A 23,138-nucleotide genomic window follows, 5' to 3' on the forward strand; every position below is an offset into this window, starting at 1 on the left:
GACTTATTTTACATCCCACCACAAACGAGCACCAATCTTATTGTATTCCGATTGTGCGTTGTAGTTTTCCGTGTTCATGGATGCTTCTTTTGAAGGATATAAAAAGCGTACCGGGGCATTCTCTTTGTTCAATAGAACACCGTTTTCACGGTCGTCATCGAAAACAGGCAAATCCGTACGACGGTATTCAGCCCAGTTTTCGTAGATCTGCAGGAAGCCGAGGTGCAGCCATTTCTGGGTTGCGATCTGTTCCAAAGCCTTTGCCGGGTTGAATTTGAATGTTGAAGTCGCCAGCCAGCTACCCAAAGTACCGTCGGATACGTCTCTGTTGGCAATGTCCATATCTTTACCCTTTTCCGCATCGCTGTTCTTATAATATTCGTAGTAGTTCTGAATAGATAAGATAACCCCTTTGTTATAGAACTCTTCAGCGTTTCCGCTGAATAAACCGCGTTGTGCAGCTTCTGCCAGGCAGAAATAAACTTCGGCAGCCGTCATGCCGATACCTACCGGCAACTGATAGTTCTTACGGAAAGTAACCGTATTCAGACATCCGTAGATCTTGAAAAGCTCTGTTCCGTTCGGACCGTTCACCAAAGCGATGGCTTTATCTGCCGACGAAGGATAACCGATGATCTCTTTGCTGTCTTCATAAACATCCCCTTCGTCATCCGTTGCCGGCTGATAGAATACTACCAAACGTGGGTCGGTGGCTTCTTTCAATAAGTTGACGGTAAATTCCGGTGGATACATGTAATAGCTGTGAGCTTTCGAATGACTCTCTCTCATGGCGCGCCAGATACCGTCAGGTGCAGTACTCTGGTTGTCAACCATGATATAAGTATTATCAGCGTTTTTGGTGATCAGCTGATCCAGTGAAAGCTCTGCCAATACCTGTTTCGCTTTATCAGGATCGACATTTGAAATACGCATGGCGTAGCGCAGGCGCAGTGAGTTGGCAAACTTGTACCAGCCGTCGCAGTTACCCTTGTAGATAATATCCTGCTGCTTGAACGTATTGCTGGTAGTAGCTGTCTTGAAATAAGCAGCTGCAGATTTCAGATCTTCCAGGATAGAATAGTAAATATCTTTCTGAGTATCGTATTTCGGTTTGAAGATTACGCTTCCGCCATAGACTACATTACGTGCAGTGAAAGCTTCCGTGTAAGGCATATTTCCGAAAAAGTCGGTGGCGATAGCCGTGTTGTATGCTTTCAGAACCTTACCGGCTTCGACAAAAATCTGATATTTAGCTTGTTCATCCGGTGACAGAGTAGCATACATTTTATCTATCTCGGTCAGAGTGCTCATACGTGTTACATAATAATTTTCCCAACGTGCCTTATCGTCCTGGATATTCTGGTACAGGTTGACACGGTCTTTTCCTGCCTGGCGAGCAGTTGTCTGGATATAGTTTCCGATCAGGCGAAAGTTATAATTCCAGGTATCGGCGTAATCGATTTCGATCGTTTTTAATGCACCTTTGGTAAAAAGGTATTCGATCTCTGCCGTGGTAAATCCATCCGGATTATCATGCTTGTCATCCAGTTTGCTTTCACAGGAAGAGAAGGCTACGGCAGTACCTAAAAGCAGGCTATATATTAAATGTTTCATAAAAGTTTACTGTTTTTATTATGAATAAGTTACTTGGTTTAGAAACTGGTGTTGATAGCAAAACCGAAGCTTCTGGCTGACGGGTAAGAAGTGTATTCCACATACGGGTTCGTACCGCCTGTACCTAATGTTGCTTCCGGATTCACGTTAGGAACATTCTTGTAAATGAAGAACAGGTTGCTACCGATCAATGAAACATTCAGGTTCTGCAGACCGATCTTAGAAACGATATTGTTCGGAACGCGGTACGATAATTTCATTTCACGCAGTTTGATATAGGTGTTGTCATATAGGTTGTCTTCAGAACCGTTACGGTTGTAGCGTGAGTTGTAATAGTCGGCTGCCGATACGATGATATCGTTCTTTTCTCCTTTCTCGTTTACACCGTCAACAATGATACCGTCGTGGCGTACACGTCCGTCGAGGGCATTTGCCGGAGCTGAAGCACTGTGACTGTCCAGGCGTATCTTTTGATTTGTGTTCTTATCAATGTAATAAGCCAGACCGCCGTATTCTTCATCACGTCCCCATAAGGATTCCTTACCTGCTCCCGATGCTTTCAGGAAATTATTGGTGAATGAAAGCAGTTTACCGCCGAATGAACCGTCGATATGTACGCTTAAAGAAAAGTCTCTGTAACGGAATGTATTCGTGAAACCTGCCGTAAACTTCGGGGCTGCACTGCCTGCATAAGTAAATTCAGATTCCTGCTGATAGTTTCCGTTCTTATCCACAACGATTCTTCCCTGGTCATCGCGTATCCATTTACGGATAAATACACTCGGTGTAGCATATCCCGGAACAGCTTTGAAGATAGCGGCACTCCACGGGTTGCTGATCTGGCGGTCTTCCATGCCGTCGATCAATGAAAGCAGTTCATTATGCGTATAGGCGAAGTTCAGAATACCTTCCCAGCTGAAGTTCTTTGTTTCAACAGGAGTACCGGTAAGCTGAAGTTCCACACCGCGGTTTCCGATTTCACCGGCATTCATTCTCATGCCTGTAGCACCAGTAGAAGGAGCCACCGGAACGGTGATGATCTGGTTCTTGGTTTTGTTGGTATAGAAAGCGAGGTCTAATCCTAAACGGCCGTTCAGCACGCGGCTTTCCAGACCGACTTCCCATGAATAGGTCTTTTCCGGAACGATATTGGTAGGAGGAACGTCTGCTTTGAACTCATTCGTAATGATTGAACTGTTGAATGATCCGTACTGATATTCAGAGTTGGTAAAGTAGATAGACGGTGTCGTGTTACCCACGATTGCATATGATCCTCTGATCTTACCATAGTTATACCAATCCGGCAGATCCAATGCTTCCGTGAACACGAAGCTCAGACCCGCAGACGGATAGAAGAAGCTGCGGTTACCGGCTGTCAGACGGGAAGACCAGTCATTACGGGCGGTCAAATCCAAATATAGGAAGCGTTTGTAAGCAACCTGTGCAGAGGCGAAGACGGCTCCCAGGAACTCACCTTGGTTAACGACTTTGTCTCTGCCGGCACCCTTCGGGTCTCTCTTGTTATTGTTGGAAGAGAACATACCGTTGTATTTCAATCCGTGAGATTCCCAGATTACTTTCGATTCCGTGATATCTTCACCGGAAACACCCAGGTTGGCAGACACGTCGAAATCTTCATTGATTGCCTTGTTGAACATCAACAAACCTTCCACATAGTTTTTCTGGTAGTGCGCATCTTCCTTACGGTAGGTGCCTTCCAGGCTGTTCATGTCTGAAGGATCCGAATATTTAGTAAAGTATTCTTTGTTTTCTTTGTCGTCACGGTAACGGTCCGTACCACCGCGCAGGCGGAAAGTCAGGAAGTCGAATATCTTGAGGTTGGCAGATAATGAAGCGATCAGGCGTTCGCGTTTTTGCGTATATTCGTTTTCGTTCTGCTGCCACATCAGGTATTTGATGATGTTGTCGCGGTTTCCGGAGTTGATGCTCGATATCTGGTCTGTCAGGAAATAACCTTCATCATTCTTGTAATGGTCTTTCCATAACTGAGTGATTTCGTTACGAGGCATCGGGTAGTTGGATACACGGTCGATACGTGTAGGCGGATTCTTCGTATCCGAGATATTGAATGAGACGGAAGCATCGAACGTAAGACGTTCGTGCACCTTGAAGTTACCGGAGAAGCTGAAGTTATGCTTGTTCTGCTTGAAGTTTTCCAGGTAACCGCCGTAGTTCATATTCGTATAGGCCAGACGGATACTGTTCTTATCGGTACCGTTGGTTATAGAGATACTGTTGTTGTTGCTGAAACCGTCTTTAAATACATCCCGGTAGTTGTTCGGCTGCGGGGAATACGGACGTTTTACGCCATCCCACCAAATCACTTCCGTTCCGTCCATACGCGGACCGAAACTACGGTAAGTATCACCGTTATAAATGTTTTGACCGTCTGCGTTTGTCGTGAAATAGGGTTTGTCACCGCCACCGAATACGTTTTGGAGTTCCGGCATGAAAGCACGTTGGTCATACGTATAGGAAGTTCCTACCTGAATGCCCAGTCCTTTGCCTTCGCCGCCACGTTTGGTAGTGATCACGATTACCCCGTTGGTCGCACGTGAACCGTACAGGGCGGCAGCGTTTGCACCTTTCAAAATAGACATCGATTCGATGTCGTCCGGGTTGATGTCGTTAAGGGCAGAACCTTGTTGTGTTTCGCTACGTTCGCGACCGGCCCAGTTAGAATCTACGTCGTTGATAGGTATACCGTCGACAACGATCAGCGGACGGGTGTTACCTTCCACCGAGTTGATACCACGGATCTGGATCTTGGTACCTCCCGTAGGTCCCATGGCTGTCTGCTGTATCTGTACACCGGCAGCCTTACCATATAAAGAGGTGGCTACGTTCTGTACGGGAACAGTCTGGATCTGTTCTGCCTTCAGTTCGCTCATGGCGTAAGGGAGGGCTCTTTTTTCTTTCTTGATACCCATGGCGGTAACAACCACTTCGTCGATTGTCTGGGTATCTTCTTTCAATGTTACGTTCAGGGATGTCTGTCCCGTGTACTTGATTTCATGTGTAACATAGCCGATGAAAGAGATAGAAAGTGTACTTCCTGGCGCTACGGAAATGGAGAAATTTCCGTCCATGTCTGTAATAGTTCCTTCACTGGTTCCTTTTACGGAAACGGAAGCTCCGGCTACAGGGCCGAATGCGTCGGTAACTGTACCTGTTACTTGCTTCTTTTGTTGAGCGATGTTGGCGACAGTTTCCGGTGTGCCGTCTGCTGCAAATACCTGTCCGGTAGAGCAGAGAGCGCCGGACAGTAAAATAAGTCCGATAGGTCTCAATACTTTTTTCATAAACAAATCTTTAATTAGATTCAAGAAAATTTATTTTCAATGCTGCAAAACTATAAGGTGCTGAAAGAAAGGCGTATTAGAATCTGTTGATAGAATGGTAAATGCCGTTAGTGACGGATATTGCTATTTTTTTGACGGATATTACTATTTGGCTTTTAGTTAATGTCCGCGATTGTTGTTGCTTGCCGCTAAAAATGAGTTAATTTTGCATTAAATATCTATGTTTATGGGGGTTAAATACTTATATCTACTACTCTGTTTATGCACATTATTACCGCTGTCGGCGAAAGAGCTTTATTTTAGACATGTCGATCTGAACGACGGTTTTACACAGCCTTCAGCCATTTCTATTTATCAGGATGCTAAAGGAGCTATCTGGTTCGGGAATGATAATTTTAATGTGTATGACGGAAGAATTGTCCGCTCTTTCCGCCTCTCTAACTATCTGGATGAGGTCGAGGACAATAACATCCACGGAATTTGTGGAGACGGGGATTCATGTATTTATATGCTGGCCAACAGACGGCTGGTCCTTTTCAATATGCGGACGGAAGAGTTCCGGCTGACAACGGTGCAGGCACATGCTCTGGAATACCATCATGGAGCCTTGTTTTATGCTAACAGGAACGAATTGTATCGTTATAAATCCAATGGCGTATCGGAAAAGATCTGTGCTTTGCCTGATTCTACACTGATCATCCGGGATCTGCATTTTATGGATGACGGCTGGCTATTGGCTACGACGAAAGGATTGTATAACTATTCAAACGGGACTTTTCAGAATCTGCTGGAAGATGAATCGATCACTTCTTTGTTTATAGATAATTGGAGGAGATTGTGGGTAGGTACATTATCCAATGGTGCCAAAGTGTTCAGTGAAGGAGAGTGGATTTCCATGCGGGAGAACGATGCCGCCCATCCGCTTGTCAATAATCAGGTACGTACTATCGATCAGGATATCAAGGGGAACATCTGGATCGGTACTTATGCCGGTATCACTGTGGTAAACTCGTCTCTTCGGGATTGTTATCATCTGTCGCATAAGGAACAGGTTTCCTGGTCGTTGAAGCATTCATCGGTGTATGCGATCTTCAGGGACAGGCAGGGAGGCATGTGGGTCGGAACCTATTATGGCGGGTTGAGTTACTTCAATCCGAATACCGAAGATTATACATTCTACGGTATTTCTCCCGACGATCCGGAGAGCCTGGATGGTTTCCTGTTCGGTAAGATGGCTGAGGACACGAAAGGCAATCTGTATATTGCTACTGAACATGGACGGTTGAACTGCCTGGACCGTACAACACAGAAGGTCAAATATTTCGACCCGGGCCTTTTGCGTATCCCTTGCCGTACGACCAAGTCCGTTTGGTATGACGCTGAAAACGACCGGTTGTATATCGGTACTTTCCGCCACGGCTTGTATTGTTATTCCTCTTCCGGTCATCTGAAACAGCTGGGAACAGATATACTGCAGGATGACGGGCAACGGATCATTACGGACCTGATACCCTGGCAGGGTAATCTGATCGTTATAACCCAGACAGGATTATACCTTCTGGATTTGACAACCCAGCAGCTGTCTCATTTATTCTCCGATCCCGAACTGCTTAATCAGACCGATGGAACCATCCGTTCCGCCTGGCTGGATAACGAAAACAGGCTGTGGCTTACTCCTGCCAATAAGGACATTCTTTGTATCCGGATGGATACCCGGACTGCCGAAGAGATACCGTCGGTGAAAAGTATGATTGGAAAGAAGCCGGTTCCGCACATTACGGAAGACAGTAGGGGGAATCTCTATTTCGTCGTGACGGGAGTGGGGGTCTTACGCTATGATCCGATGAATGATTTTTGGACATGCTATAACCAGGAACAAGGTCAGTTGCTGACAAACGAGCCTTTCCGGGCTTTGATCACTCCTACGGGACGGCTGCTGGTTACTTCTATCCGGGGAATTACCTTGCTGGATATGAAAACAGGAAAAAGTACGCATACCTTGCTGGGAACTTCCTCTCCGCTGCACCGGCTAAATTCCAATTGCGGAGTGTATCTGTCTCCCAAAGACAGCATGATCTTTATCGGAGGTGTGGAAGGGATGATTGCTACGAAAGAGTTCGGACTGGCTCCTGTAGAGGTCTCTTATTCCATCTCGTTCAACAGTCTTTCCGTGAATAATATGCCGGTCTATCCGTCGCCTTCATCGAATATCCTGCGGGAAGCTGTTTCGTATACCTCCCGTCTTACTCTTCCCTACGACCGGAATAACATCACGCTGGGATTTACTTCGACCAACTATCGGTATGCCGATAAGAATCTGTTCGAATATAAACTGGAAGGACTGGATAAGCAGTGGACGCGTACCCGCCATCAGCAGATAGTGTATACCTCCATACCTCCGGGGAATTATAATTTATTGCTGAGGGAGGTGGGAGACGGCAAGCAGATCGTCATGCCTATCCGCGTCCGTCCTCCTTTCTATGCTTCGGTTTACGCTTTTACCCTGTATGGTTTGCTGGTCCTTTTGTTCCTGGTCTGGCTGATCCGTTTTAACCGGAGCCGGGCGTTCCTGAAGGCATCTTTGGAGCTCGAACAGCGGGAGAAATTACGTATAGAGAAGCTGAACCAGATGAAGCTGAAATTCTATATCAACATATCGCATGAACTGCGTACTCCGCTTACGCTGATGATCAGCCAGGTCGACCTGATCCTGCAGAACTACGACCTGGGAGGTACGTTCCGAAGCAAGCTGCTGAAGGTGAGGCAATATACGGCGCAGATGCAGCAGCTTATTACGGAGGTGCTCGATTTCCGGCGGTTGGAACAGGGAAAAATGCCTTTCCATGCAAGTCAGCAGAACCTGGTTGCTTTTATGCGCCAGATATTTGATTCATTCAAGGACTATGCCGTGACGAACCGGATTCAGTACAGGCTCGAAACGATGGATGAAGAGATACCTGTCTGGTTCGATCCGGTACAGATACGTAAAGTGTTTAACAACCTGCTTTCGAATGCGTTTAAGTTTACCCCGAAAGAGGGAACCATCACCGTGAGCATACTTCGTAAAAAAGAAGTTGTGGAGATACGTATCTCCGACACTGGCTCTGGTATTCCCCAGAGCCAGCAGGTTCATATATTCGAACGGTTTTACCAGGCGGATAATGCGACCGGCATATCCTTATCGGGAAGTGGTATCGGACTGGCACTGACTCAGGAGATAATCATGCAGCATAAAGGACAGATCGAGGTGAAGAGTGAACTGGGAGAAGGTACGACTTTCACGGTTACGCTGCGGCTGGGGGACGAGCATCTGACTTCCGAGCAGAAATCGACGGAGACGCAACCGGTCGACGTCCTGCCTATACAGGAAGTAAAACGGGAAGAAGTGATCGGGATGCCCGATTTACCAGATGTCGTATCTATGGACAAGCTGCCGGATACGAAAGAAACGGAGAAGTCGCTTTCCGTACTGCTTGTGGAAGACAATGAAGATTTGCTGCAAGTTTTGGAGGAGGCTTTCTCTATCCGGTATAAAGTATATAAGGCGTGCGATGGGGAAGAGGGTATTCGTATGGCAGAGGAGATGCAGCCGGACCTTATCATCAGCGACGTGATGATGCCGGGTATCAGCGGGACAGTGATGTGTCAGCGCCTGAAGCGGAAGCTCGAAACATCGCATATTCCGATCATCTTACTGACTGCCCGTATCGATCTGGAGAGTGCTTTGGAGGGGCTTAAATGCGGTGCAAGCGATTATATAATGAAACCGTTCAACATCGAGTTATTATTGCTGAAATGTAATAACATCATCGCTACTCTGAAGCGGCAGCAGGCTCGTTTCCGTACGGAGGCGGAGACGACTCCAACTGAGCTGGCTACGAACCGTTTGGACCAGCAGCTCCTGGAAGATTCTGTCCGGATCATTGAAGAGAATATGGAGAATAAGGAATTTAATATCGATATGTGGTGCCGTGAGATCGCGGTGGGACGTACGCGTCTGGGGGCTAAAATAAAAGGTATCACCGGACTGACACTGAATGACTTTATCCTGCAGATAAAGTTGCGGAGATGTGCCTGGTTCCTGGAAAACAGCGATCTGACCATCTCGGAAATAACTTGGAAAGCCGGCTTTTCCAGTCCGGGATATATGGGAAAATGCTTTAAGGAGTATTTTGGTGTCACACCGTTGCAGTACAGGAATTCAAAAAATAAAAGCCGTTCCTGATAACGGGAACGGCTTCTTATCTAATGACGTAATGTCTTTTTATACGTTGAAGCGGAAATGCATGATGTCGCCGTCCTGTACGACATATTCTTTTCCTTCCACGCTCATCTTTCCGGCTTCTTTCACGGCTGCTTCCGAACCGTATTTGATATAGTCGTCGTATTTGATCACTTCCGCACGGATGAATCCTTTCTCGAAGTCAGTATGGATCACACCGGCACATTGCGGAGCTTTCCAGCCTTTTTCAAATGTCCAGGCACGTACTTCCTGTACACCGGCAGTCAGATAGGTCTGCAGGTTCAGCAGATTGTAGGCGGATTTGATCAGGCGGCTTACACCCGATTCTTCCAGTCCGATTTCCTGAAGGAACATCTGGCGTTCTTCGTAAGTCTCGAACTCGGCAATCTCGCTCTCGATCTTGGCTGCTACGACCAGGATTTCTGCGTTTTCGTCTTTCACAGCTTCACGTACTGCATCGACATATTTATTACCGCTTACGGCACTCGCTTCGTCTACGTTACAAACATACATGACGGGCTTGCTGGTCAGCAGGAAGAGTTCGTGGGCAATCTTCTGTTCGTCTTTCGTTTCGAACGTAACTGTGCGGGCACTTTTTCCCTGTTCCAGTGCTTCCTTATATTTTATCAATACTTCGTAGGCTTGTTTAGCTTGCTTGTCACCGCCAGTCTGGGCTTGTTTCTGCACTTTGGCAATACGGCTTTCGATCGTTTCCAGGTCTTTGATCTGGAGTTCCGCATCGATGATTTCCTTATCGCGTACAGGGTCTACCTTACCGTCTACGTGTACGATATTTTCATCGTCGAAGCAGCGCAGCACATGTAGGATAGCATCTGTTTCACGGATATTCGCAAGGAATTTATTCCCTAATCCTTCTCCCTTGCTGGCTCCTTTTACCAGGCCGGCGATATCGACGATCTCTACCGTAGTAGGAACGATCTGTTTCGGGTTGATCAGCTCTGCCAGCTTGTTCAGACGTTCGTCGGGAACGGTGATAACACCTACGTTCGGTTCGATCGTACAGAACGGGAAATTTGCAGACTGTGCTTTTGCATTCGATAAGCAGTTGAAAAGAGTAGATTTCCCTACGTTCGGAAGACCTACGATGCCACATTGTAATGCCATATTATTATAGTATTTTTTTTATTGTCAATTATATTCCTTTCACCTCGTTTTGGTGTGCAAAGGTAATCAATTTTTTGCATGAATGATTATCTTTGCCTATCGAATGATATATAGAAGGTTATGCAAGAAAAGCAGGAAGAGATGAATGAGCTTATAGAAACGGAACGCCTTATTTTACGCCAGTTTGTCGAAGAAGATGCAGAAGCTTTATTTCTTATCCTGAGTGATAAGGAAGTGAATACTTTCTTACCTATGTTTCCTCTTACAGACATAGAGGAAGCAAAAGTGTATCTTCAAAAGAAGTACCTGGATAGCTATGTCCGGAAAGAAGGATTTCAGTATGCTGTTTGTTTGAAAGAAGACAATGTCCCGATCGGATATGTCCATGTAAGCGGTGATGATAGCCATGATTTGGGGTATGGGCTCAGAAAAGAATTTTGGCATAAAGGGTTTATTTCAGAGGCTTGCCGGGCGGTGGTGGATATGCTGAAACAGACAGATATCCGGTATATTACCGCTACGCACGATGTAAACAATCCTCGAAGTGGGAAGGTCATGCAGAGTATAGGCATGAAGTATCAATATTCTTATGAAGAGCAATGGCAACCTAAAGATTTCCTGGTTACATTCAGAATGTACCAATTGAACTTTGACGGGAATGACGAGCGGGTTTACAGTAAGTACTGGGAGCAGTATCCCGTTCGTTTTGTAGAAGACATTTAAGCGCTATATACTATAAGTATAATTTATAAAATAACTATCATACTATCATTTTCTGATTTAATGCCTTGAATGATAACTCTTTGTATTATGATAGTTGCCAAAAATAACTATCATTCCATCTATCATAACTATCATTCATTGTGTGTAGACTTATGACTTTTTTGACTAAGTATATGACTTAAGATCAGAAAGATAATGATATAAGTTTACCGAGACCCGGGTCTCGTCCCCTTTTACACCCGGGTGTGCGGAATGCCAAGATGGGGGTGTAAATGAGGGCGAAATGGGGGTGTTATCTACTTTTTGTAACTATATTACTCAATTTAGGTCACCTGTTTCAGGTAAATATCTATAGGGAGATGAGAAAACAGATCTATAGGATGGTTCTATTTCGGACTTTCCGGGAGATTGTACTTCCCAATGTATAGTTTCTCTTCTTTCAAATTGTAGGAAACGGCATACAAGTTTTTTTCCTGGCTGTCTACAGTAAGAAAAACCATCGGATTCTTTATTATCAAATGGGAAACTAGTTTGCCATCCCTGTTGAAGATGAGTATTCCGTTTTCTTTCTGATGTTTTTCAGACAGGTATTGGCTGAAAGCATAAATATGTTCTTTCCCCATCGTGACGCACCCGAATCCCTCGTGGTGCAGACTATCGAACCGGATGCGGTCGGGTGTCTTGTGAAACAAAAAATCGGATGTTTGCTTTTCCCATTGTTTGACTAATCGTTTGTTTTTATAGATATAGGATGAAAGATAGCCGAAGTAGGTACTGGCATATACAAACTGATTGTCATATCTGGCCAGATGTCCTTGAAAAAAATCGAGATATTCTTTGTATTGATACTCGGGACCAATCACGGGATAGTTTCCGAAAAAGAGCATTTCTTTACTCCGTTTGTCACTGTTATATACGCTCAGCAGACCTTTGATGAAAGGACCCAGGCAGACAAATCGTTTATCTTCGGTTTGGTATGCTTCACTGGGAGAAAAGTCTCCTAACCGCAGGCGGATGAAATTGGCGATCGACATTTGTCCGTTGTTGACGATCAGTTCATAGTAGACATTGTTTGCCCGGTTGAGATAGTCGAGTTTAGTATTTAAATGACTGTCCGGGGATATAGCGATTGAAGTGTCTTTCCTTTTCAGCGTATATTGGTCCATCTCTTTGCTTTGCGTCCGGAAGATGCGGATGGAAGATGCATCCTGCGGATTCAACAGGCAAAGCAGTGTATCGTTCAGTAGATGAAGGGGAGGGGCAAAGAGGTCCGGAAGGTCTGTCAATGCTTCCTCTTCTATTGAGGTTTGAGAAACAGTTTGTATGTCTATTTTTTCTACTGTGACTTCAGGTTTTGAACAGCAGCAGGCCAATATGCATGGAGTCAGGATTAAGAATATGTAATTTCTGATCATTTTTCAGTTTTTATTAAATATGAATGTTTCATTATGATCAAATGTGAGCCTGTTTGTGCCGAAAAAACAACTTAGCTTACTTATACCCAAGGTTACTTGGGCTAGTCTGTCCCGCCCTTACAGACCTATTAGATGCTAAATCCATATTGAAATCAATATAAATAGGTTCAATTGTTATCAGAAATGAATCTATTTGTTGCAATAAAAGAACCAGGTACGCGGATGACGCGGATTAGGCGGATCAAAACGGATTAAATGATCCGATCCGTTCAAATCCGCTCAATCCGCGTCATCCGCGTACCTGGTTCTTATTAAAATAGTTCATATATCTTTCTATAATTATCACATATTGATTCATTATATCCGGAATGGTTGCTACAATGTAAATTGTATTTAATGTGCTTCCAGCCAGTTTACCCCTTCGCCGCAATCGGCAATCAGTGGGACCTGTAGCTTGATGGCACCTTCCATCTCTTCCAGGACGATCTGTTTTACTTTCTCCAATTCGTCGTTGCAGACATTGAAGTTCAATTCATCGTGTACCTGGAGGATCATTTTGCTCTTCAAGCCTTCGGATTCGAAACGATTGAAGATACGTACCATGGCTACTTTGATGATGTCGGCAGCACTGCCCTGGATGGGGGCGTTGATCGCATTTCGCTCGGCATAACCGCGGACGATAGCGTTATGTGAATTGATATCCGGCAGATACCGCTTGCGTTTGAAGATCGTTTCCACATGCCCTTTTTCTTTGGCGATGCGGATACTTTCGTCCATGTAATCGCGGATGCCCGGATAGCTTTTGAAATATCCTTCTATAAGCTCTTTCGATTCCGCCCGGGGAATGTTCAGCCTTTCGGCAAGGCCGAATACCGAAATACCGTAGATGATTCCGAAATTGGCTGTCTTCGCTTTACGGCGCATATCGCTGCTGACTTCTTCTACCGGAATACCGTATATTTTGGCAGCCGTGGCGGCATGGATATCTGCTCCGCTGCGGAAGGCTTCGATCATATGTTCGTCGTTGCTGAGATGCGCCATGATGCGCAGTTCGATCTGCGAATAGTCGGCAGAGAAGAAAGTACAGTCCGCATTGTCGGGAATGAAGGCTTTACGGATTTCACGTCCCAGTGCATCCCGGATAGGGATATTCTGCAGGTTCGGGTTGGTCGAACTCAGACGGCCGGTGGCGGTGACTGTCTGGTTGTACGATGTGTGGACCTTACCTGTTACCGGGCTGATCAGTTCGGGCAGCGCATCGATATAGGTGCTCAGTAACTTTTTCAGTCCCCGGTATTCGAGCAGCTTGTCTACGACCGGATGTTTCGACCGGAGTTTTTCCAGGATATCCTCGCTGGTACTGTAGCTGCCGGTTTTTGTCTTCTTTGCTTTTTCCTCTATCTTCAGCCGTTCGAAAAGGATCTCGCCGACCTGCTTGCTGGAATTGATGTTGAATTTTACTCCTGCCAGTTCATGGATTTCTTTTTCCAGTTTGAGCAAAGCTTCGGTCAGTTCTTCCGATGACTGTTTCAAAGCGACCGTGTCGAGTTTGACTCCTGTCTGCTCCATTTCTGCCAGTACATATATTAATGGCATTTCGATGTCGAAGAAAAGAGATTCGATCCCTGCCTTCTTCAGTTCGGGGGCAAAGAAGTTTTTCAACTTTAATGTGACATCGGCATCTTCGGCGGCATACTCCGCAATCTGGTCGAGCGGCACGTCGCGCATGCATAACTGGTTCTTTCCTTTCGGGCCGATCAGTTCCGTAATGGGAACCGGTTTATATTTGAGATAAGTCTCCGCGAGGTAGTCCATCCCATGACGCAGCTCCGGGTTGAGCAGGTAATGGGCGATCATGGTGTCGAACAACGGGCCCGCTACCCGGACATCGTACTTGCGGAGGACCATGATATCGAATTTGATGTTCTGTCCTATTTTTTGTGATTTCGGGTTTTGCAGGGCAGGGGAGAAGTGGGCGACAATTTTTGCTGCCTCTTCCTTGTCGGCAGGAACCGGGACGTACCATGCCTCATTTTCCTTGACTGCGAACGACATTCCGACCAATCCGGCTGTCAGCGGATCGATGCCGTCGGTTTCCGTGTCAAAAGCGAAAAAATCCTGATCCAGTAAAAAATGCCCTAATTTAGCTCTATCCTCTTCAGAATCAACGATATTGTAATTATGAGGGATGGTTTTTAAGCTCGCGAGAGTCGAATATTTGGGAACACTCGGCTCTTCGGTCGCAAATAAGTCAAAGAGATTGCCTTGAACAGGGCCTTTGGCTGCTTTAGGGGCAGGAGCAGGGGCAGGCTTTTTCTCCTCTCCGGACATTTTGTTAATAAATGTTCTAAACTCTAATTCAGTGTAAATCTCGGTCAGACGCACTTCGTTCGGTTTTTCCCGGATACATTGCGCGGCATCGAACTGAATGGGGACATCCGTCTTGATCGTTGCCAGGAATTTGGAGAAACGGATCTGTTCGGCATTCTCCGTTACTTTCTTCTGAAGGGAGCCTTTCAGCTTGTCGGTATTCTCCAGCAGGTTTTCGATGGAACCGAACTCGTCGAGTAATTTCTGTGCTGTCTTTTCTCCGACACCCGGACATCCCGGAATGTTATCGGAGCTGTCGCCCATCAGTCCCAGTAGATCGATCACCTGGTCGACCGAAGTCAGCGAGTATTTATTCAATACTTCCTGTACACCCATCACTTCGTAGTCGCCTCCGAATTTAGGGCGGTACATAAATATATGTTCGGACACCAGCTGGCCATAGTCTTTGTCCGGTGTCATCATATAGACTTCGAATCCTTCTTTCTCCGCTTGCTTGGAGACGGTGCCTATCACGTCGTCGGCTTCGAAACGGGGAACTTCCAGGATTGGGATATTGTAGGCTTCGATAATATTTTTGATAATAGGTACGGACTGCCGGATCACTTCCGGCGTTTCTTCCCGCTGTGCCTTATATAATTCGTAAGCTTCGTGACGGAATGTCGGGCCTTTCGGGTCGAAAGCAACGGCAATATGCGTTGGATTCTCACGTTTCAACACATCTTCCAGACTGTTGATGAACCCGAAAATGGCAGAAGTGTTCATGCCTTTCGAGTTGATCCGCGGATTTTTAAGAAATGCGTAGTACGACCGGTAGATCAGTGCATACGCGTCTATAAGGAATAGCTTCATCTCTTTTAACACGTTTTAGGGTGACAATAGACGGTAAATGTACGAAAAAACTCGCTTACTCAATACTTTTTGTTACTTTTGCGAATCTTTGAAACATTATGAATGACAGAAAGAAAATAGAACAACCGGTTGCGGAAGAGTTTAAACGCTTTAACGATGAGTTTGCGGATTCGCTTCGTAGCGAGACGCATCGGCTGCAATCGGCTATCGACCAGATCTTGCATGCCAGCGGTAAGCATGTTCGTCCGTTACTGGTATTGCTCACAGCAAAAGCTTGTGGAAAAGTAACCGATCATACGATCAATTCGGCTGTTTTTCTCGAATTGTTGCATACGGCTACCCTGATACATGACGATGTAATAGATGAAACGAAAGAACGCCGGGGAGTCCCTTCCCTGAATGCTATTTTCGATAATCGTATATCCGTTCTGGTGGGAGATTATGTCCTTTCTACCGCATTGATCCGTTCTATCCAGACGGGTAATCTGCAAATCATAAATATCGTATCCAACCTGGGACGCGACCTGTCGGAAGGCGAGATCAAACAGTTGGAGACAGCCGAGGAAAGTATCCTCGACGAGGCTTGCTATATGCAGGTGATTAAGAAAAAGACGGCTACTCTGCTTTCTTCCTGTACGGAGATCGGTGCTATATCGGCAGACGCTTCACCGGAGCTGGTGCGTAAATGCCGCAAGTTCGGTGAGTACCTGGGATACTGTTTTCAGATCAAGGATGATATTTTCGATTATTATAAGGAAATGAATATCGGAAAGCCTACCGGCAATGACATACGGGAAGGGAAAGTGACCTTGCCTCTGTTGCATGCGCTGGAGCAGGGCAGGAGAGAGGAAGTGGCTTCTTTCCTTAAAATGATTCACGATAAAGATTTCTCTGCTGCAAATATTGATGCTTTGATCGAGTTTGCCAAGGCGAATGGAGGTATCGAATATGCCGAATCGCGAATGAAAGAGTTTCATGATAAGGCAGTGAAAGTGCTTATGGAGTTTCCGGAATCGGATGCCCGCGAGGGATTGCTTGCACTGGCTGATTATATTATGGAACGACAGAAATAGATTGTATATTAGATAGGGGACGCAGATTGCGCAATCTGCGTCCCTTTTTTAGGTTATAACTTTACCCTTATTTTCCCAATCGGTGTTCAATATCTTCTACCAGGCTGCTGGCGCCGATACGGAACAAATTCTTGTTCAGCCAGTCATTCCCCAGTACTTCTTTAACGATCGTGTAGTACTTAACGGCATCTTCTGCTGTGCGAACGCCACCGGATACTTTAATGCCGATCTGTTTACCTGTGATGGAATGGTACTTTTTGAGCACTTTACACATCGTATAAACGGCTTCCAGGGTTGCACCGGGATAACCCTTTCCTGTCGATGTTTTAATGAAATCAGCACCCGAATACAGGGCAAGGATGGCAGCCTTTTGGATATTCTCCGGAGTTAGCAGGGCACCGGTTTCCAGAATGACTTTCAGCTTGCCTTCGCGACAACTGTCTTTGATCTCCTGTATCTCTTCTGCCAATTCATCGTAATTTTCTTCCAGGAAGTATCCGAGATTCATAACCACGTCTATTTCATCGGCTCCCGACATGATAGCCATGGCTGTTTCTGCTATTTTCACTTCCGTGAATGTCTGAGAAGAAGGGAATCCTCCGGCTACCGAAGCTATCTTTACGTCCTGTGCGGCCAATGCTTGCTTGACCGTTTCCACAAAGAGGGGATAGGTACAGATCGCTGCGACATTCGGTACGTCGGGACGAGTACCCTCGAAATCATTTACGCGGTCTACCAGCTTCCATATACTTTCTTTTGTGTCGATGCTGGTCAGCGAGGTCAGGTCGATGAATCCGTGGATTTGCTTCAGAACGTCGGGAGTGAAGTTCTCCTTTTCATGCTTGTCAAGGATCGAAGCAACGTGTTTCCCTACTATCTCTTCCGTTCCGGCGGGATCGAATTTAGCGAACGCTTCATGGTATTTATCCATGTGCTCATGTTCGTGATCGTGATGGTGTTCATGATCATGTTCGTGACCGCAACTGCAATTGTGTTCGTGTGTCATACATCTAATTTTTTATTGTTTATATGTCTTTCTTTATCCCGGCAGGTTTTCTTCTGCAGGTTCTTTTCGAAGGCTGCTGTCAGGTCTACGCCGGTCTGGTTTGCCAGGCAGATCAATACCCATAGTACATCCGCCATTTCATCGCCTAAATCGCGGTTTTTATCGCTTTCCTTAAACGATTGTTCGCCGTAGGTACGTGCCATGATACGCGCCAGTTCACCTACTTCTTCGGTCAGGATCGTCATATTCGTCAGTTCGTTGAAGTAACGGACACCGTATGTTTTGATCCATTGGTCTACTTTCTCCTGGGCCTGTTGCAGGGTAATATCTGCCATCTTATTCTTTGTTTTGCGAGTCGATCAGGATCGTGACCGGCCCATCGTTCAACAATTCGATCTTCATGTCTGCCCCAAATTCGCCGGTGGCTACGGGCTTGCCTATTTGCAGTCCCATCTCGTCACAGAACGTTTGGTACATCGGAATGGCAAAGTCGGGTTTGGATGCCTTGATGTAAGAAGGGCGGTTTCCTTTCTTTGTAGAGGCATGGAGGGTGAACTGGCTGACCACCATTACCTCGCCTCCCGATTCGATCACAGAACGGTTCATAACGCCGTTTTCATCGTCGAATATGCGCAGGTTGGCAATCTTCTTGCACAACCACTCGATGTCTTCCTGTGTATCGCGGTCTTCGATGCCGACCAATACCAGCATTCCGTTCCCTATCCGGGATTTGAGTTCTCCGTCGATTGTGACGGAGCAATGCTGTACACGTTGTATAACTGTTCTCATTCTATCTAATTACTTTAAACCATTTATTAATGCTTTTGTTTTCGCTTCACCGATCAATTCTTTCAATTCTTCAAAGCTGGCTTCCCGGATTCTTTTTACGCTCTTGTACTGGCGTAAAAGTAATACTTTTGTTTTATCCCCGATCCCTTTGATGGTGTCCAGTTCGGAACGCGTCTGGCTTTTGCTTCGTTTGTCTTTGTGGAACGTGATGGCAAAGCGGTGCACTTCGTCCTGTATCTGGGTGAAGAAGCGGAACATCTGGCTTTGTATCGGCATACCTACCGTGACAGGAGGGAAGCCGAAAAGCAATTCCGAAGTCCGGTGCTTTCCGTCTTTAGCCAGACCGGCTATCGGTATATCCAGATGGAGCTCGTCCTGGATCACTTCGCGGACCACTTCCATTTGCCCCTTTCCACCGTCAGTCAGTATCAGGTCGGGCAGGGGAGAACCTTCGTTAATCGCCCGCTGATAACGGCGTCGTACCACCTCTTTCATGGAGGCGTAATCGTCGGGACCGACTACTGTTTTTATGATGTATTTGCGGTAGTCCTTCTTCGATGGTTTCGCCATTTTGAAGACAACACAACCGGCAACGGCATCGCTTCCCTGTATATTCGAGTTATCGAAACATTCGATGTGTATCGGTAATTTGGGGAGGTGTAAAGCGTCCTGTACTTCTTTCAGGATACGTGTGCTCCGTTGCTCCGGATTGAGTTTTTCTGCCTGTTTCAAACGGTCTACCTTGAATTGCTTTACATTCATTTCCGAAAGCTCCAGCAGTTTCTTTTTATCTCCGCGTTGCGGCACCGTGAAAGAAACATTCCCCAGTTCCATCTCCACTTCAAAGGGAATGATGATCTCGCGTGCCGTACTTTTAAACCGGTCACGCATCTCTACGATGCCCAGGCTTAACAGTTCCTCTTTCGTTTCATCCAAACGTTTCTTGTATTCGAATGTATAAGCCTGAACGATGGCTCCGTTACCGATATGCATGAAATTAATATAGGCAGACTTCTCGTTTTCTGCAAAAGAGAATACATCTATATTATGTAACAAAGGAGTAACAACCGTCGATTTGGAACGGTAGTTCTCGATCACTTCGTACTTTTCTTTTATTTTCTGCGCTTCTTCAAATTTTAGCTCGGCAGCCAAAGTCTGCATCTCTTCATACAGGTGCTTGCTGATCTGCGAAATATTTCCGCGAAGTATCTCCTTTATCTCGGAAATGTTTTTCTGATATTCTTCCTGTGATTGCAATCCGACACAAGGTCCTTTGCAACGTTTGATATGGTATTCCAGGCAAACATCGTATTTTCCGGCTGCAATCGATTCGGGTGTCAGCGGATATTTGCAGGTGCGCAACGGATAAAGTTCTTTCAACATCTGCAACATGACCTTGGCTGTATATACAGACGGATAGGGACCGTAGTACTGCGAACCGTCTTTTACTATATTCCGGGTTTGGAATACGCGCGGAAAATATTCGTTTTTGACCGTGATGGAAGGATAGGTCTTGTCATCCTTCAGCAATACATTGTAGCGAGGGCGGTACTGTTTGATCAGATTATTTTCGAGTAGGAGGGCGTCTTCTTCTGTGTTTACGACAATGTATTTGATGTCGCGAATTTGCTTTACCAATACACGCGTCTTGTTGTTGTCGTGTTCCTTGTTGAAATAGGAGGATACACGACGCTTCAGGTTCTTCGCTTTGCCTACATAAATGATGGTTCCTTTCTCGTCGAAGTACTGGTAGCAACCAGGCTTGTCCGGCAGGATCGAAAGGATCATTTTAATATGTTTCTCAGTTTCCGCACTCATTTTGTTTTACTCTTTCTGTCCTATTCCCAGTGTTTTACCTTCTTTTACCTAAAGTAAATGTTTCACGTGGAACAATTCGCGTTTTATCTTCCGAGCAGTACCAGCAGGATGTTGATGTCGCTCGGGGAGATGCCTGGAATACGGCTTGCCTGGGCAATCGTGTCCGGGTCTATTCGTGTTAGTTTCTGCCGTGCCTCCGTCGATAAAGACTGGATCGAATTGTAATCGAACTTGCCTTTGATATGGATATTTTCGAGGCGGTTTATTTTGTCTGCGATGATTTGTTCGCGACGGATATAACCGCTGTATTTAATCAGTATCTCTGCCGCTTCGATGATCTCTTCCCTTCGTGCAACGGATACTTTATCCAACTCTGTACGGAAGGCCGGAACGAGTTCGGCAATATTCTCCAGTGTAACCTGAGGGCGGGGAATCAGGTCGATCAGTTTGCAACCGTGAGAGAGTGGGGTTGTCCCCAGGTTTTCCAATCCGCTGTTTATGTATTGCGGCTTTACCGAGTAATTCTCTGCAAAACGGATGATCGCATCCCGTTGCTCTTTCTTTTCGGTGAGCAGCTCGTAACGATCCTGTTTGGCTAAACCTAGCTGATAGGATTTTTCCGTCAGTCGCATATCGGCATCGTCTTGCCGGAGCAGGATGCGGTATTCGGCACGGGAGGTGAACATACGGTAAGGTTCGTCTACACCTTTCGTCACGAGGTCGTCGATCAGCACGCCGATATAGGCTTCGTCGCGTCCCAGGATGAATGGTTCTCCGCCGTGGCAATTGATGTGAGCATTGATACCAGCCATGAGACCTTGTCCGCCTGCCTCTTCGTATCCCGTGGTTCCGTTGATCTGTCCGGCAAAGAACAGGTTGCGGATTCGTTTTGTTTCCAGATTATGATGTAACTGCGTCGGATCGAAGAAGTCGTATTCGATGGCATATCCCGGACGGTAGATATGGATATCCCTGAATGCCGGAATAGCTTGTAGGGCACGTAGCTGAATGTCGAGTGGGAGAGAAGAGGAGAAACCGTTCAGGTAATACTCCTGTGTCGTCTCACCTTCGGGCTCTAAGAACAGCTGGTGCTGGTTCTTGTCGGCAAACGTGACAATCTTCGTTTCAATGCTCGGGCAGTAACGCGGTCCGATACTCTGGATCTGTCCGTTGTATAACGGAGAGTCGGGGAGACCTTCGCGCAAAATATTGTGACAGGCTTCGTTGGTGAAAGTCGTCCAGCAACTGAGCTGTTTCAACGGACGCGGCTGGATATCGAGATAGGAGAACTTATGGAAATCGTTCTCTCCCGGCTGTTCGCCCATTTCATCGAAATGTACGCTTCTTCCGTCAATACGAACCGGGGTTCCGGTCTTCATCCGTTCCGATTTGATACCTAATGAAACCAGTTGTTCCGTCAATCCGGTGGCTGCCGGTTCGGAGATGCGTCCGCCGCGTATTTGCGTTCGTCCGATATGCATCAGACCGTTCAGGAAAGTGCCGTTGGTCAGAACGACGCTTTTCGCACGGAATTCTACATTCATATTCGTCTTAACGCCGCAAACGGTGTCACCATCCAGGAGGATTTCGCGGACGGTATCCTGCCACATGTATAAATTGGGAAGATTTTCCAGTATTCCCCGCCAGCAATCTATAAAACGGGCACGGTCGCTTTGTGAGCGCGGACTCCACATGGCAGGTCCTTTACTCCGGTTCAACATACGGAACTGAATAGCGGTACGGTCTGTAACAATACCCATATACCCTCCCAGTGCATCAATCTCACGAACGATCTGTCCTTTGGCGATACCGCCTACGGCCGGATTGCAACTCATCTGTGCAATCTTGTTCATGTCCATTGTGATAAGAAGCGTTTTCGAACCCAGGTTGGCGGCAGCTGCTGCGGCTTCACAGCCTGCATGACCGGCACCTACCACGATCACATCGTAATTGAAAGTCATTGTCGTAATTATCTTTGTTTCTTCTGCAAAGATAGTCATACTCCGCCTTTTAGTCATCATCCCAAAGGATATTTTGCTTATGCTTTGTTTCGTTAAAGGTTTCGGTCATAATTCCTTTAAAACATCCATCACGTAGTTTCGCCGTTGCCGGGAGATAGGGATGGACGATCCGTCTTTCATGCGGATATATCCTCCGTCGCTTTTGATGAAACTTTTGATCTCATCCAGGTTGATCAGATGCGATTGGTGTACGCGCAGGAAATGATAAGGGGTTAATAGCTCGTCGAATTCTTTTAATGTTTTGGAGACAACCAGTTTCTCACCTGTCTTTAGATAGAAAGTCGTATAGTTGCTTTCCGACTCGCAACGGATGATGGAGCCGATCTCTACAAACTCTATTTTATCGGCGACAGACAGTGCTATTTTTTTTTGTTTGTCTATCGCCCGCGTGTTCTGCAGGAGGTTCTGCATCCGTTTGTTTTCCTGTTTCCGCAAGACTACCTGGATGGCTTTGTCTACGGCATGTGTTAGCTCTTCCGGGTCGATCGGTTTCAATAGATAGTCGAGTGCACTGAAACGGATTGCCTGGATCGCATAGCTGTCGTAGGCGGTTACAAAGATCACCTCAAAAGGAATATCCGGAAGACTTTCCAGAAGGGAAAAACCGGTATCGTCACCCAGCCGGATATCCAAAAAGAGGATATCCGGTTTTGCTTCGGGTAGGACGGTACGAGCTTCCGTAACGGAACTGCAGATGGCCGATATGCTGATCTGCGGGCAATAGGTCCTGATCATACGGAGCAGGTTCTCCCGGTTTCCCTGCTCGTCATCTACAATTGTTGCGGTTATTTTCGTATTCATATTTTGC

General features: G+C 46.2%; 14 protein-coding genes. 3 read left to right on the forward strand and 11 right to left on the reverse strand.

Annotation, left to right across the window (positions count from 1 at the left end):
* Positions 1 to 3: 3 nt before the first annotated feature.
* Positions 4 to 1,614 carry a SusD/RagB family nutrient-binding outer membrane lipoprotein gene (locus tag P3L47_RS06380; protein ID WP_122362003.1) on the reverse strand — a complete coding sequence of 537 codons (1,611 nt, stop codon included), beginning with the start codon at positions 1,612 to 1,614 and terminating at the stop codon, positions 4 to 6.
* 38 nt (positions 1,615 to 1,652) lie between these two features.
* Positions 1,653 to 4,937, reverse strand: coding sequence for a SusC/RagA family TonB-linked outer membrane protein (locus tag P3L47_RS06385; protein WP_122362002.1), 3,285 nt, complete (start codon positions 4,935 to 4,937; stop codon positions 1,653 to 1,655).
* Positions 4,938 to 5,163: 226 nt separating this feature from the next.
* Here P3L47_RS06385 and P3L47_RS06390 point away from each other — a divergent pair, with 226 nt between their 5' ends.
* Positions 5,164 to 9,162, forward strand: a complete 3,999-nt coding sequence (locus P3L47_RS06390) for a hybrid sensor histidine kinase/response regulator transcription factor (RefSeq protein ID WP_277783054.1) — start codon at positions 5,164 to 5,166, stop codon at positions 9,160 to 9,162.
* A 39-nt stretch (positions 9,163 to 9,201) separates the two neighbouring features.
* Here P3L47_RS06390 and ychF read toward each other — a convergent pair whose 3' ends face one another.
* The gene (ychF, locus tag P3L47_RS06395; protein WP_122362000.1) at positions 9,202 to 10,305 is read right to left on the reverse strand and encodes a redox-regulated ATPase YchF; all 1,104 of its coding nucleotides are present in this window, start codon (positions 10,303 to 10,305) and stop codon (positions 9,202 to 9,204) included.
* Positions 10,306 to 10,446: 141 nt separating this feature from the next.
* Here ychF and P3L47_RS06400 point away from each other — a divergent pair, with 141 nt between their 5' ends.
* On the forward strand, positions 10,447 to 11,028 hold the full coding sequence (locus tag P3L47_RS06400) for a GNAT family N-acetyltransferase (protein ID WP_277783672.1): 582 nt from the start codon (positions 10,447 to 10,449) through the stop codon (positions 11,026 to 11,028).
* 386 nt (positions 11,029 to 11,414) lie between these two features.
* Here the strand turns inward: P3L47_RS06400 and P3L47_RS06405 are convergent, their stop codons facing one another.
* Both P3L47_RS06405 and polA read right to left on the reverse strand, forming a co-directional pair.
* Entirely contained in the window at positions 11,415 to 12,443 is a 1,029-nt protein-coding gene (locus P3L47_RS06405; RefSeq protein ID WP_277783055.1) for a hypothetical protein, read from the reverse strand.
* A 393-nt stretch (positions 12,444 to 12,836) separates the two neighbouring features.
* Positions 12,837 to 15,623, reverse strand: coding sequence for a DNA polymerase I (polA, locus tag P3L47_RS06410; RefSeq protein ID WP_277783056.1), 2,787 nt, complete (start codon positions 15,621 to 15,623; stop codon positions 12,837 to 12,839).
* Positions 15,624 to 15,721: 98 nt separating this feature from the next.
* Between polA and P3L47_RS06415 the strand changes: the two genes are divergently transcribed.
* Positions 15,722 to 16,696, forward strand: a complete 975-nt coding sequence (locus tag P3L47_RS06415) for a polyprenyl synthetase family protein (protein WP_122361997.1) — start codon at positions 15,722 to 15,724, stop codon at positions 16,694 to 16,696.
* Between the two features lie 67 nt (positions 16,697 to 16,763).
* On the opposite strand, the gene deoC is transcribed toward P3L47_RS06415, so the two are convergent.
* From deoC to P3L47_RS06445, 6 genes are all read right to left on the reverse strand, one after another.
* Complete coding sequence (gene deoC, locus P3L47_RS06420) at positions 16,764 to 17,702, reverse strand: deoxyribose-phosphate aldolase (protein ID WP_122361996.1); 939 nt, start codon at positions 17,700 to 17,702, stop codon at positions 16,764 to 16,766.
* Positions 17,699 to 18,037: a nucleotide pyrophosphohydrolase gene (locus P3L47_RS06425; RefSeq protein ID WP_277783057.1), complete on the reverse strand. Its 339-nt coding sequence runs from the start codon at positions 18,035 to 18,037 to the stop codon at positions 17,699 to 17,701. Before P3L47_RS06425 ends, deoC begins: the two co-directional genes overlap by 4 nt.
* 1 nt (position 18,038) lies before the next feature.
* Complete coding sequence (gene dtd / locus P3L47_RS06430; protein ID WP_122361994.1) at positions 18,039 to 18,491, reverse strand: D-aminoacyl-tRNA deacylase; 453 nt, start codon at positions 18,489 to 18,491, stop codon at positions 18,039 to 18,041.
* A 9-nt stretch (positions 18,492 to 18,500) separates the two neighbouring features.
* On the reverse strand, positions 18,501 to 20,309 hold the full coding sequence (gene uvrC, locus P3L47_RS06435; protein ID WP_277783058.1) for an excinuclease ABC subunit UvrC: 1,809 nt from the start codon (positions 20,307 to 20,309) through the stop codon (positions 18,501 to 18,503).
* 83 nt (positions 20,310 to 20,392) lie between these two features.
* Complete coding sequence (mnmG, locus tag P3L47_RS06440; RefSeq protein ID WP_277783673.1) at positions 20,393 to 22,270, reverse strand: tRNA uridine-5-carboxymethylaminomethyl(34) synthesis enzyme MnmG; 1,878 nt, start codon at positions 22,268 to 22,270, stop codon at positions 20,393 to 20,395.
* A 105-nt stretch (positions 22,271 to 22,375) separates the two neighbouring features.
* Positions 22,376 to 23,131: a LytR/AlgR family response regulator transcription factor gene (locus P3L47_RS06445; protein ID WP_277783059.1), complete on the reverse strand. Its 756-nt coding sequence runs from the start codon at positions 23,129 to 23,131 to the stop codon at positions 22,376 to 22,378.
* Between the last annotated feature and the right edge of the window lie 7 nt (positions 23,132 to 23,138).

Source organism: Parabacteroides chongii (genome assembly GCF_029581355.1).
Lineage (GTDB): Bacteria > Bacteroidota > Bacteroidia > Bacteroidales > Tannerellaceae > Parabacteroides > Parabacteroides chongii.